This is a genomic window from Streptomyces sp. NBC_00376, assembly GCF_036077095.1.
Classification (GTDB): Bacteria; Actinomycetota; Actinomycetes; order Streptomycetales; family Streptomycetaceae; genus Streptomyces.
The window spans coordinates 4072171-4084269 of the sequence record NZ_CP107960.1 but is presented as its reverse complement, the minus strand read 5'-3'; the positions used below and the strand labels follow the sequence as shown (position 1 = coordinate 4084269).

The 12099-nt window shown below is 70.8% G+C and carries 11 protein-coding genes; all 11 read right to left on the bottom strand.

Annotated features, from left to right (window positions below; all coding sequences use genetic code 11):
- Nucleotides 1–190 precede the first annotated feature (190 nt).
- The 11 genes from pstB to mshD all read right to left on the bottom strand — a co-directional run bounded on the left by pstB (nt 191) and on the right by mshD (nt 12010).
- Nucleotides 191–967, bottom strand: a complete 777-nt coding sequence (gene pstB / locus OG842_RS18470) for a phosphate ABC transporter ATP-binding protein PstB (RefSeq protein WP_266730983.1) — start codon at nt 965–967, stop codon at nt 191–193.
- A 27-nt stretch (nt 968–994) separates the two neighbouring features.
- Nucleotides 995–2080: a phosphate ABC transporter permease PstA gene (pstA, locus tag OG842_RS18465; protein WP_266730981.1), complete on the bottom strand. Its 1086-nt coding sequence runs from the start codon at nt 2078–2080 to the stop codon at nt 995–997.
- Complete coding sequence (gene pstC / locus OG842_RS18460; protein WP_266730980.1) at nt 2077–3066, bottom strand: phosphate ABC transporter permease subunit PstC; 990 nt, start codon at nt 3064–3066, stop codon at nt 2077–2079. Before pstC ends, pstA begins: the two co-directional genes overlap by 4 nt.
- Before the next feature lie 165 nt (nt 3067–3231).
- Nucleotides 3232–4365, bottom strand: coding sequence for a phosphate ABC transporter substrate-binding protein PstS (gene pstS / locus OG842_RS18455; protein WP_266730979.1), 1134 nt, complete (start codon nt 4363–4365; stop codon nt 3232–3234).
- Between the two features lie 258 nt (nt 4366–4623).
- Nucleotides 4624–5145: an NUDIX hydrolase gene (locus OG842_RS18450; RefSeq protein ID WP_443063990.1), complete on the bottom strand. Its 522-nt coding sequence runs from the start codon at nt 5143–5145 to the stop codon at nt 4624–4626.
- Nucleotides 5142–6146, bottom strand: a complete 1005-nt coding sequence (locus OG842_RS18445) for a CHAD domain-containing protein (RefSeq protein ID WP_328512373.1) — start codon at nt 6144–6146, stop codon at nt 5142–5144. Before OG842_RS18445 ends, OG842_RS18450 begins: the two co-directional genes overlap by 4 nt.
- The gene (locus OG842_RS18440; protein WP_266730976.1) at nt 6133–8388 is read right to left on the bottom strand and encodes an RNA degradosome polyphosphate kinase; all 2256 of its coding nucleotides are present in this window, start codon (nt 8386–8388) and stop codon (nt 6133–6135) included. The genes OG842_RS18445 and OG842_RS18440 overlap by 14 nt, the downstream gene beginning before the upstream one ends.
- A gap of 270 nt (nt 8389–8658) precedes the next feature.
- A complete protein-coding gene (locus OG842_RS18435; protein WP_266730975.1) occupies nt 8659–9633 on the bottom strand; it encodes an ABC transporter permease subunit in 975 nt (324 codons plus the stop codon).
- Entirely contained in the window at nt 9630–10535 is a 906-nt protein-coding gene (locus tag OG842_RS18430) for an ABC transporter ATP-binding protein (RefSeq protein ID WP_328512372.1), read from the bottom strand. The genes OG842_RS18435 and OG842_RS18430 overlap by 4 nt, the downstream gene beginning before the upstream one ends.
- On the bottom strand, nt 10532–10942 hold the full coding sequence (locus tag OG842_RS18425) for a GntR family transcriptional regulator (protein ID WP_266416296.1): 411 nt from the start codon (nt 10940–10942) through the stop codon (nt 10532–10534). The genes OG842_RS18430 and OG842_RS18425 overlap by 4 nt, the downstream gene beginning before the upstream one ends.
- A 144-nt stretch (nt 10943–11086) precedes the next feature.
- Entirely contained in the window at nt 11087–12010 is a 924-nt protein-coding gene (gene mshD / locus OG842_RS18420) for a mycothiol synthase (protein WP_266730972.1), read from the bottom strand.
- Between the last annotated feature and the right edge of the window lie 89 nt (nt 12011–12099).

Sequence of the window (12099 nt, the reverse complement as noted above, 5' to 3'; positions counted from 1 at the left end):
CCCACTCCCGCAGAGGGAGTGGGGGCGGCCCCTTCGCCTTGTGGTGGCACCGCCATGCAGCACCCCAAGGCAGTCTGGGGACGAGGCCGGTTCGCGGGACGGGTGAGGCGGTTCGCCGGTGGAGACCCACCACCGGGCGCAACCACCCACGCCCCCCGGCCCACGCCGGCTCCGTTGCCGGGTGACCTGTCTATCCGAAGCGTCCCGAGATGTAGTCCTCGGTGGCCTGGACGGACGGGTTGGAGAAGATGCGTTCCGTCTCGTCGATCTCGACGAGCTTGCCGGGCTTGCCGACCGCCGCGAGGTTGAAGAACGCCGTGCGGTCCGAGACGCGGGCCGCCTGCTGCATGTTGTGCGTCACGATGACGATCGTGAAGCGCTCCTTCAGCTCGCCGATCAGGTCCTCGATGGCGAGGGTGGAGATCGGGTCCAGGGCGGAGCACGGCTCGTCCATCAGCAGCACGTCCGGCTCGACCGCGATCGCGCGGGCGATGCACAGACGCTGCTGCTGACCGCCGGAGAGACCGGAGCCGGGCTTGTTCAGCCGGTCCTTGACCTCGTTCCAGAGGTTGGCGCCGCGCAGCGACTTCTCGACGATCTCGGGCAGCTGGCTCTTCTTGTACGAGCCGTTCAGCCTGAGGCCGGCCGCGACGTTGTCGAAGATCGACATCGTCGGGAACGGGTTCGGGCGCTGGAAGACCATGCCGACCGTGCGGCGCACGGTGACCGGGTCGACGTTCGCCCCGTACAGGTTCTCGTCGTCCAGCAGCACCTTGCCCTCGACGCGGCCACCGGGGGTGACCTCGTGCATGCGGTTCAGGGTGCGCAGGAAGGTGGACTTGCCGCAGCCGGACGGGCCGATGAAGGCGGTCACGGAGCGGGGCTCCACGGTCATCGAGATGTCCTCGATGGCGAGGTGGGAGCCGTAGTAGGCGGACAGACCGCTGACGTCGATGCGCTTGGCCATCTGAATCACTGCTTCTTTCGTGCCGCGTCAGCGGCCGGTCTTCGGGGCCTTCCAGCGGGCGATGCCGCGGGCCACCAGGTTGAGGATCATGACGAAGGCGATCAGGACCAGCGCGGCGGCCCAGGCACGGTCGTACGACTGGTCGGTACCGACCCGGTACTGCTCCCAGATGTAGAAGGGGAGCGAGGACTGTGCACCCTGGAACGGGTTGGGGTTGATCAGCTGGCTGCCGAAGACCAGCAGCATGATCGGCGCGGTCTCACCGGCGATGCGGGCGATCGCGAGCATCACACCGGTGGTGATGCCGCCGATCGCGGTCGGCAGGACCACCTTCAGGATCGTGCGCCACTTCGGGACGCCGAGGGCGAGCGATGCCTCGCGGAGCTCGTTCGGGACGAGCTTGAGCATCTCCTCGGTGGAGCGGACCACGACCGGGATCATCAGGATCGTGAGGGCCAGCGCGCCCATCAGACCGGACGGCTGGGTCTTCGTCATCAGCATGATCGAGAGGATGAAGAGACCGGCGACGATGGACGGGATGCCCGTCATGACGTCGACGAAGAAGGTCACGGCCCTGGCCAGGGCGCCCCTGCCGTACTCCACCAGGTAGACGGCGGTCAGCATGCCGATCGGGGCGGAGATCACGGTGGCGATGCCGACCTGCTCCAGCGTCCCGATCAGCGCGTGGTAGACACCGCCGGTCGGCTCGGAGCCGAGCACGCCGGCCATCGAGTGGGTCAGGAAGTACCCGTCCAGGCGCTCCGCGCCCCGGCTGATCGTCGTCCACAGCAGCGAGGCGAGCGGCACGACGGCCAGCAGGAAGCACACCCAGACGATGCTGGTGGCGAGCCGGTCCTTGGCCTGGCGCCGGTTCTCCACGACCGAGGTCGCGATGTACGAGATGACGACGAAGAGGAGGGCGGAGAACAGCCCCCACTGGGTGCGGCTCTGCCAGCCGGCCGCGACGCCGGTGCCCACGCCCAGCGCGAGTGCCACGGCGGCGAAGGCGAACGGGGCCCAGCGGGGCAGTGCCCGGCTGCTCAGGCTCGTCGAGCGCTTGGGCGCCGTCGCGGCGGGGCGCTCCTGTATGCCGGTGTTGGCTGCCTGGCTCATGCGTTGGCCCCCGAGTATTCCTTGCGGCGGGCGATGATCAGCCGGGCCGCGCCGTTGACCAGCAGGGTGAGGACGAAGAGCACGAGGCCCGAGGCGATCAGGGCGTCGCGCCCGAACTCGTCGGCCTCGTCGAACTTCGCGGCGATGTTCTGGGCGAAGGTGCCGCCGCCGGGGTTGAGCAGGTGCCCGGAGATGATGAAGCTCGGCGACAGGACCGTGGCGACGGCCATCGTCTCGCCGAGCGCACGGCCAAGGCCCAGCATCGAGGCGGAGATCACGCCGGAGCGGCCGAAGGGGAGCACCGAGAGGCGGATGACTTCCCAGCGGGTGGCGCCGAGCGCGAGGGCGGCCTCCTCGTTCATCTTCGGGACCTGGAGGAAGACCTCGCGGCTGACGCTGGTCACGATCGGCAGGATCATGATCGCGAGCAGGATGCCGACGGTGAAGAGCGAGCGGGCGACGCCGACCTCGGTCTTCTCGAAGATGTACGTCCAGCCGAAGAACTGGTCGAGCCAGAGGTTCAGGCCCTCCAGGTACGGGACCAGGACGAGGGCGCCCCAGATGCCGTACACGATGCTCGGCACTGCGGCGAGCAGGTCGACGACGTACGCGAGGGGCGCGGCCAGCTTGCGCGGCGCGTAGTGCGAGATGAACAGGGCGATGCCGACAGCGACCGGGACGGCGATGGCCATCGCGATGATCGAGCTGACGACCGTGCCGAAGAGGAGGACCGCGATGCCGAACACCGGCGGGTCGCCGGCCGGGTTCCAGTCGAAGGTGGTGAAGAAGTTGCCTTCGTCCTTGGAGACGGCGATCGAGGCGCGGTAGGTCAGGAACACGGCGATCGACGCCATGATCACGAGCAGCAGAATGCCCGATCCCCTGGAGAGGCCCAGGAAGACCTTGTCGCCGATGCGGCCGGAGCCGGCGCGCTTGCGCACCACCGGCGGCGCCGGCGGGGTTTCTGTCGGTGTGGTGGAAGCCATGGTCTTTCCGGTCTGTGTGGGGGAGCGGTCTGGCTCCCCTGGCGGCGGTGCACCGGATGGGTGGTGGCGGACCGGTCCGGAGGGGTGCACCGGACCGGTCCGCCGGATGTTTCTGGTGTTGCTGGTTCTGCTGAAGGTGTTACGGGCGTTGCCTGCCCGTCCCGGTTACGAGAGGGAGGCGATGGTCTCGCGGACCTTGCTGTTGATCTCGGCCGGGATCGGCGCGTAGCCGGCCTCGGTGAGGAGCTTCTGGCCCTCGTCACCGGCGGTGTAGTTGAGGAAGGACTTGACCGTGGAGAGGGTCTCGGGCTTGTTGCCCTTGTCGCAGACGATCTCGTACGTCACCAGGACGATCGGGTAGGCGCCCTCGGCCTTGGTGGTGTAGTCGAGGTCCAGCGCCAGGTCCTTGCCGGTGCCCTTGATCTTGGCGGCGGCGATGGCCTTGGAGGCGTTCTCCGAGGTGGCCTTGACCGGGGCGGAGCCACCGGTGTCGATGTCCACGGTGGAGATCGACTGCGAGGTGGCGTAGCTGAGCTCGAAGTAGCCGATCGAGCCGTCGACCTGCTTCACCTGGGCGGCGACGCCGGAGGAGCCGGACGCGGCCTGGCCACCGGGGGCCGGCCACTTCTTCTCGGCCTCGTACTTCCAGTCGCTCGGGGCGGCCGCGCCGAGGTACTTGCCGAGGTTCTGCGTGGTGCCGGAGTCCTCGGAGCGGTGGAAGGCCTGGATCGGCTTGTCCGGGAGCTTCGCGCCGGTGTTGAGCTTGGCGATCGCCTCGTCGTTCCACTTCTTGATCTTGCCGTCGAAGATCTTGGCGAGGGTGGGGGCGTCCAGCGTGAGGCTGTCGACACCCTCCAGGTGGAAGCCGATGGCGATCGGGCCGCCGACCATCGGGAGGTTGATGCCCTGGCCGCCCTTGCAGATCTTCTTCGATTCGGCGACCTCTTCGGGCTTCAGCGCCGAGTCGGAACCGGCGAAGCCGACGGTGCCCTGGTTGAAGGCGACGATGCCCTCGCCGGAGGAGGAGGACTTGTAGTTGATCTCGACGCCGGAGCAGCCGGCCATGTAGTTCTTGGCCCAGAGGTCCATGGCGTTCTTCTGCGCGCTGGAGCCGGAGGCGGGCAGCTGGCCCTTGGCGTCGTCGCACTTGATGTTCGACGCGGCGCTCGTCTTCCCGCCGTTGCCGCCGGTCGTGCCGCTGTTGTCGTCCGAACCGCACGCCGTGAGGACCAGGGCGCCGGAGACGGCGAGGGCACCGAGCGCGGTGGCACGAAGCAGGTTCTTGCGCTGAAGCTTCACTTTCGGGTGTTCCTTCCAGGAGCCGCCGAGGGTTTTCGTTCTACGACGGCGTGCGATGTGGTGGGTGCTCCGGCCGTGCGCCGTGCCCCGTGCACTGCCGAAGTTAGGCAGAACAGGTGAAGCGGCCTACGGGGGAGAGTGAACGGAAGGTGAACCGTGTCGGACGGTGCGGTTCTGGCCCTTGTGCGGGGGCGCGGCGGAGTCCTCGGCCGGGGGAGACCCGGCGGATTCTCTTGACCGGGAGAGGGCCCGGCGGCGTCAGCGTCCCGGCAGCGTCGCGAGCAGGGCGTCCAGCAGCTCCCGGTCGCGGTCCTGGGTGAGGCGGGTACGGGCCGCCGCCGGGGAGAGCCAGCTCACCCGGTCGACCTCGGTGCCGGGCACGAAGGAGCCGCCGGTCGCCTCGGCCGCCCAGTAGGCGACCTCCTTGGGCCGGCCGTTCGCGAGATAGCGGATCGTGGGGAGCGCGGCGCCGGGGGCGCAGTGGTGGCCGGTCTCCTCCAGGACCTCGCGCCGGGCGGCGTCCAGCGCGGGCTCGCCGCGCTTCAGCTTCCCCTTGGGGTGCGACCAGTCGTCGTAACGGGGGCGGTGGACCAGGCAGATCTCCAGCGTGCCGGATTGCTCCGACCGCCGCCACAGCACGCACCCGGCGGCGAGCACCGGCCCGTTCCCGGTGCGCTCGGCACCGCGGTTCGCGGTGGGCCCGGCACCGGGGATCCCGCTGCGCTGCCCACCGGGGCTCCCGGTGGGCCCGGCACCGCGGGCGCCCACCGCCCCGCTCATGGCGCGATCACGGCCGCGGCGTACGGCCAGCTCGCCCGGAACACGCCGCGGGCGGCCTCCACCTCATGGCGCTGGTCGGCGTGGAGCACCCCCAGGGCGTACGCGGTCGCGGGCGCGATGCGGGGCGTACGGGCCGCCGACGCCGCCGCCGCGGCCGCCTCCGAGGCGTCCCGGTGCAGATCGAGCGCGCGCCCCGGCGCGGCCAGGACCGGATCGGGGGCGCCCCGCACCACCTCGTGGGCGTACCGATGCAGCCGCAGCAGCAGCCGGGCCCGGTGCCAGGGCGCGTCCTGCGCCTCGTTGTACGGCTCGACCGCCTGGCCGGAGGGGAGCGCCGCCACCGCGCCGAGCAGCTGCTGTTCGGCCCGGTCGGCGGGCCCGTGCAGCATCTCCTCGGCCGGGGCCGCGGCCGCCGGGGCGAGCGGGACCTCCGAGGCGAGCAGCGCGACGGAGTCGGCCACCGCGTGGAAGCGGGAGGAGCCGAGCGCCTGGAGGGCGGCGGAGTGGGCGCGGGTTCTGGCGAGGGTCAGCTGCCGGTCGAGGAGCGCTCCGGCGCGGGCCGCGCCGACACCGAGGGCGGCGCGCTCCTTGTCGGCGGCGCTGTCGGAGCCGGACCCGTTGCGGGCGGTGGGCAGTGAGGTGCCGGACAGGGCGTGCAGGGCTTCGAGGAGCCGGTGCAGCCGGGTCGCGTAGGCGTGTTCCCTGGCCAGGGTGCCCGACAGCCAGGCCAGTTCGGTACGGAGCTGCTCGGCCCAGGTGGCGTCCAGCGCCGCCCGGAAGGTGTGCAGCGTGCCGCCGATCCGGCGCGAGGAGCGGCGCAGTGCGCCGGCGGCCTCCTCGGCTCCGTGGGTCCCGGCGTCCGTGGGGGCGCTGTTCTCGCGGTGCAGGCGCAGGCTGCGGAGGAATTCGGCGGCCTGTTCCTGAAGGTAGGGCGCGAGTACCGCGCCCGCCGTAAGGTCCGCGAGGTCCGCTTGCGTCGTCTGGTGGTCATGGCGTCGCACGCCGGCGCCTCCGGGCGTCAATGAGCATTTCCTGTACGTGCCGCAGCGGCTGGCCGTCCACGTCCGTGGAGTGCCGGGTCCAGTTCCCGTCGGGACCCAGGTGCCAGGAGGAGGTGGTGTCGGCCATGCCGGTCTCCAGGAGACGGCTGAGCGCGGCGCGGTGGGCGGGGTCGGTGACCCGGACCAGTGCTTCGATCCGGCGGTCGAGGTTGCGGTGCATCATGTCGGCGCTGCCGAACCACACTTCGGGTTCGCCGCCGTTGCCGAAGGCGAAGACCCGGGAGTGTTCGAGGAAGCGGCCCAGTATCGAGCGGACCCGGATGTTCTCGGAGAGACCGGCGACGCCGGGGCGGATCGCGCAGATGCCGCGTACCCAGATGTCGACCGGTACGCCGGCCGCCGCGGCCCGGTAGCAGGCGTCGATGATCGCCTCGTCGACCATCGAGTTGACCTTGATGCGGACGTAGGCGGTCCGCCCGGCCCGCTGGTGGGTGATCTCCTTGTTGATCCGGGTGATCAGCCCGTCCCGCAGGGATTTCGGGGCGACCAGGAGACGGCGGTAGGTCTCGCGGCGGGAGTAGCCGGAGAGCCGGTTGAAGAGGTCGGAGAGGTCCGCGCCGACCTGCGGGTCCGCCGTCAGCAGGCCGAGGTCCTCGTACAGCCGTGCCGTCTTGGGGTGGTAGTTGCCGGTCCCGACGTGCGAGTAGCGGCGCAGCGTGTCGCCCTCCTGGCGGACCACGAGCGACAGCTTGCAGTGGGTCTTCAGTCCGACGAGGCCGTAGACGACGTGGCAGCCGGACTCCTCCAGCTTCCGCGCCCACTTGATGTTGGCCTGCTCGTCGAAGCGGGCCTTGATCTCCACGAGCACCAGGACCTGCTTGCCGGACTCGGCGGCGTCGATCAGGGCTTCCACTATCGGGGATTCGCCCGAGGTCCGGTACAGGGTCTGCTTGATGGCGAGGACGTCGGGGTCGGCGGCGGCCTGCTCCAGGAACGCCTGTACGGAGGTGGAGAAGGAGTCGTACGGGTGGTGCAGGAGCACGTCGCGTTCGCGCAGCGCGGCGAAGACGTCGGGCGCGGACGCGGATTCGACCTCGGAGAGGTCGCGGTGGGTGCCGGCGATGAACTTGGGGAACTTCAGCTCGGGCCGGTCCAGGGAGGCTATGCCGAAGAGCCCGGTCAGATCGAGCGGTCCGGGCAGCGGGTAGACCTCGGCGTCGGACACCTTCAGCTCGCGCACCAGCAGGTCCAGCACGTACGGGTCGATGGACTCCTCGACCTCCAGCCGGACCGGCGGGCCGAACCTGCGCCGCATGAGCTCCTTCTCCAGGGCCTTGAGGAGGTTCTCGGCGTCGTCCTCCTCGACCTCCAGGTCCTCGTTCCTGGTGACCCGGAACATGTGGTGGGCGAGGACCTCCATGCCCGGGAAGAGCTCTTCGAGGTGGGCCGCGATGACGTCCTCTATGGGCACGTACCGCTGCGGCGACGCCTCCAGGAAGCGGGTCAGCAGCGGTGGCACCTTGACCCGGGCGAAGTGGCGGTGACCACTGACCGGGTTGCGTACGACGACGGCGAGGTTGAGCGAGAGCCCCGAGATGTACGGGAAGGGGTGCGCCGGGTCGACGGCGAGCGGGGTCAGCACGGGGAAGACGCGCTGCCGGAAGAAGGTGAACAGGCGGGCCTGCTCCTTCTCGGTCAGCTCGGGCCAGCGGATCAGCTGGATGCCCTCGTCGGACAGGGCGGGGGCGACGTCCTGCTGGTAGCAGGCGGCGTGCCGGGCCATGAGCTCGCGCGAGCGGGTCCAGATCAGGTCCAGGACCTCGCGGGGCTGGAGCCCGGAGGCGGAACGGGTGGCGACGCCGGTGGCGATACGGCGCTTCAGCCCGGCCACCCGGACCATGAAGAACTCGTCCAGGTTCGAGGCGAAGATGGCGAGGAAATTAGCCCGTTCGAGGAGGGGGGTCGCGGGGTCCTCGGCCAGTTCGAGCACCCGTTCGTTGAACGCGAGCCAACTGCGCTCGCGGTCCAGGAAACGGCCCTGGGGCAGCTCGTTGCCGTCGACATCGGGTTCGTACGCGTCGACGTCGGCGTCGATGTCGGGATCCAGATCGGCGGCGGTGGACAGCGCGGCGCCGTTGGAGGCGGCGGTGGCGACGGCGTGCGGCCGGTGCGCGGCGAGTGAGCCGACCGACGGCTGCACGGTGGCCTGGACCGGTACCTCGGAGCTGGGCTGCTGGCTCATGGCCCTATTCTTCCGCGCGGATGGCTCAGTAGGCGCGCCGGAGGGTGCGGAGATCGCGGGGAACGCGCGGTTGACGTCGTTCGTGCGGTCTCCGCCGGGTTTTCTCCCGTTGCGGGGGGTCGGCACGGCTGGCTGCATCCTGAAAGGGTGGCAAGCGCTTCTGAATGGCTGGTAACGGCGACATGACGTGCAGGAAGCGGTGTCGCGTGCGCGGATTGGTCATACGAACCGGTTCCGGGCCCGGGGAGGGGCCCGGAACCGGTTCGGACGTCAGCCGTGCCGGCGGCGCAGCACCCGGAAGGCGAGGGCGACGGCCAGGGCGGCCAGGGCGAGCAGGATGCCGGTCTCGACGAGCTGGAGGGGCCAGAAGTGCGAGGCGGGGTGGTAGTCGAGGTAGCGGAGGGTGATGTCCTTGTCGGCCAGGCACTGCTTGAGGTCGTTGTGCCAGCTCAGGCATGCATCGGCGGGCAGCCGTTCGCCGCTGCTGGTCACCCAGCCTTCTCCGGTGTCGACGGCTCCGTCGGGGAACCGGTATTCGCTGAACGGCTTGAACGTGTGCGTCAGCGAGGGCCACAGACCGTTGCGCACGGTGTTCAGGGCCACCACCAGCGCGCCGTATCCGATCACGGTCACGACCATCGCGGCGACGGTGCGCCGCAGCAGCAGCCCGGCGAGTGCGCCGAGGGCCAGCATGCACAGGGCGTAGCCGACGGGGACGGTCCCGATCGAGCCGTACACCTCACGGGAGTACCGCTCGGACGGGTGGTGTATCGCGTTCTCCCGTGTCTGCGCCCAGGCGCAGGCGGCCGACAGCACGGAGACGGAGGCCAGCGTCGCGACGGCGGGTACTGCGAGTTTGGCGGCGAGCCAGCGTGTGGGTGTCACGGACTGGGACCACGCAAGCTTGTATGTGCCGCTCTCCATCTCGCGGGCGATCACCGGGCCGGCCACGAAGATGCCGACGAACGCGGGGAGGACCATCATCAGCAGGCCGGACCAGTCGAGGACATCCTTCATCCAGTTCTGGCGGTCGAGGTATTCGTTGACCGTGTCGACACAGCCGGGCAGGGTGTGCCGGACCGAGCAGCCCGTCGCGGCGAAGGCGTTCGCGACATGGTCGGTCCACAGCCAGGTGCCGACCAGCGCGACGACGGCCAGGAAGGGGAGCGCGCCCAGGAGCTGAAGGGCCTGCCGGTGCTGAGCCAGGACGACGCGGTTCGGGCCGCGCAGGGCGATCGCGCTCATACGGCGGCCACCTCCTGGCCGGCCTCGACGGCCGCCGCGCTCGGCGTCAGCAGCGCCGGGGCCTCCGGCGACCGCAGATGCGCCAGCAGCAGTTCCTCCAGCGAGGGCTCGGTGGCCTGCCAGATGTCTGTGTCCACGGGTCCCTGCCTCCGTACGAGTGCGGTCTGCAGCCGTCCCGCGGTGCGGGACTCGACGACGGTGTGCGGTGCGGTGTCCCGTACCGGGCCGGTGAGCAGGGTGTGCGCGGCGAGGAGGTCCTCCGTCTCGCCGCCGAGGCGGACCCGGCCGCCGTCGACGAGCAGGAGGTAGTCGCAGGCGCCCTCCAGCTCGGTGAGGATGTGCGAGGACATCACGATCGTGGTGGAGTGCTCGGCGGCCTCCGCCATCAGGGCGCCCATCAGCTGATGGCGGGCGAGCGGGTCGAGGTCGGCCATCGGCTCGTCCAGCAGCAGCAGTTCGGGCCGCTTGCCCAGCGCGAGGGCCAGGGCGAGCCGGGTGCGCTGGCCGCCGGAGAGGTCCCGGACCCGGGCGTCGCGCGGGAGCTCCCCGGCGATGCGCTCGGCGGTGTCCTGGTCCCAGGTGGCGGGGTTCAGCTCGGCGCCCGCCCAGAGCGTCGCGGCGACCGTCAACTGCGGGTACAGCGGCTTGTCCTGGGCCACGAAGGCCATCCGGGCACGGGCCTGGCCGGGGGCCGTGCCCAGTACCTGCACCGTCCCCTCCGACGGCCGCAGGAAGCCGGCCGCGAGGGCCAGCAGGGTGGACTTGCCCGCGCCGTTGGGCCCGACGAGGGCGCACACCCGCCCGGCGGGCAGCCGGAAGGAGCAGTCGCGCAGCGCCCACCCCCTACCTCTGCCCCGGTACTTCATGCCGAGGCCGATGGCCTCGATCGCAGCGCCTGTCATCCGGCCTGATCCCCCTCGAAAGTCCTGTCCAGTACGGCGGTGAAGAGCGCGCTCACGTCGTCCTTCTCCAGCCCGGCCGCGCGGGCCCGGCGGGTCCAGTCGGCGAGTTCGGCGCGCAGCGGTGCGTCGTCGGCGGCCGCCGCGCCGCCGAGGGTCCGGGTGACGAAGGTGCCGAGCCCGCGCCGGGCCTCGACCAGGCCCTCGCGCTCCAGCTCCCGGTAGGCCTTGAGCACGGTGTTCGGGTTGATGGCGGTGGCTTCGACGACCTCGCGCGCGGTGGGCAGCCGGTCGCCGGGCTCCAGCAGGCCGAGGCGGAGCGCCTGCTTGGTCTGCTGGACGATCTGGAGGTACGTGGCGACGCCGCTGCGCCGGTCGATGCGGTACTCGACTGCTGCGGACTCTGCCATGTTCACCCCTTTCACTAATTGAGTAGTGAAAGAGTGGCGTAAGAAAGGGGCGGCGTCAAGCGACGCCGCCCCCGGGGAAGTTGACCCGCTCCCGGCCCTGGCTCAGGACTCCGTACGCAGAACTCCGTGCGCAGAACTCCGCGCTCAGGACTCCGTGCGGTACATCAGGTCCACCTCGTGCGTCGCGAAGCCCATCCGCTCGTAGACGGCCAGCGCCGCCTTGTTGTCCGCGTCCACGTAGAGCATCGCGGTCGGCAGTGCCTCGGCGGCCAGGTGGCGCAGCCCGATCGCGGTGAGCGCCTTGCCGAGCCCGCCGCCCTGCGCGTCGGGCCGGATGCCGACGACGTACACCTCACCGAGCTGTTCCTCGGCATGCACCTTCGTCCAGTGGAAGCCGATCAGCTCGCCGTCGCGCTCGGCCAGGAAGAACCCCTTCGGGTCGAACCACGGCTCCGCCTTGCGGTCGTCCAGGTCGCGCTGGGTCAGCGAGCCCTGCTCCGGGTGGTGGGCGAAGGCGGCACGGTTCACCGCGAGCCAGGCGGCGTCGTCCTCGCCGGGTACGAAGGTGCGGATGGTGACGCCGGGCGGCAGCACCGGCTCCGCGATGTCCAGCGGGGCCAACGGACGGCGCAGCTGACGCAGTTCGCGGAAGAGCGAGAGGCCGAGGACCTGCGCGAGATGCCGCGCCGCGGACTTCCCGCCGTGCGCCCACACCCGCAGCCGCTTCCCGGTCGCGGCGAGCAGCGCCGCGCCCAGCGCCCGCCCGTGCCCCTGCCCCCGGTACGCCGGATGCACGACCAGCTCGGCGGCCGGAGCCTCGACGGGGTCGGTGTCCTCCAGCTGCGCGTACCCGACCAGGACCAGGCCGCTGGTCAGCAGCAGGTGCCGGACCCCCGCCCGCTGCCCGCCCCGAAGCTGCAACCGCCCCTGCTCGGAGACGGCCTGCCTGCCGTCGGACCGGGCCGCCTCGGCGAGCAGATCGGACACGGCGTCCGCCTGCTCGGGGGAGAGCTCGTCGAGCGTCCGGATCTCACGTCCGGGAGCGGGGAGGGGTGCGTCAGTCGTCATGTCTACGAGCCTAAGGGGGCGGGGAGCGTACCGGGGCGGTGCGCGGGCGCTTCGGGACTCAGTCGGCGGTCTGCGGTGTGTTCAGCACA

Excerpts from the sequence above, each read along its gene's own strand:
- pstB (WP_266730983.1), bottom strand. The coding sequence starts at position 967 with ATGGCCAAGCGCATCGACGTCAGCGGTCTGTCCGCCTACTACGGCTCC.
- pstA (WP_266730981.1), bottom strand. The coding sequence starts at position 2,080 with ATGAGCCAGGCAGCCAACACCGGCATACAGGAGCGCCCCGCCGCGACG.
- pstC (WP_266730980.1), bottom strand. The coding sequence starts at position 3,066 with ATGGCTTCCACCACACCGACAGAAACCCCGCCGGCGCCGCCGGTGGTG.
- OG842_RS18450 (WP_443063990.1), bottom strand. The coding sequence starts at position 5,145 with ATGAGCGGGGCGGTGGGCGCCCGCGGTGCCGGGCCCACCGGGAGCCCC.
- OG842_RS18440 (WP_266730976.1), bottom strand. The coding sequence starts at position 8,388 with ATGAGCCAGCAGCCCAGCTCCGAGGTACCGGTCCAGGCCACCGTGCAG.
- OG842_RS18435 (WP_266730975.1), bottom strand. The coding sequence starts at position 9,633 with ATGAGCGCGATCGCCCTGCGCGGCCCGAACCGCGTCGTCCTGGCTCAG.
- OG842_RS18430 (WP_328512372.1), bottom strand. The coding sequence starts at position 10,535 with ATGACAGGCGCTGCGATCGAGGCCATCGGCCTCGGCATGAAGTACCGG.
- OG842_RS18425 (WP_266416296.1), bottom strand. The coding sequence starts at position 10,942 with ATGGCAGAGTCCGCAGCAGTCGAGTACCGCATCGACCGGCGCAGCGGC.
- mshD (WP_266730972.1), bottom strand. The coding sequence starts at position 12,010 with ATGACGACTGACGCACCCCTCCCCGCTCCCGGACGTGAGATCCGGACG.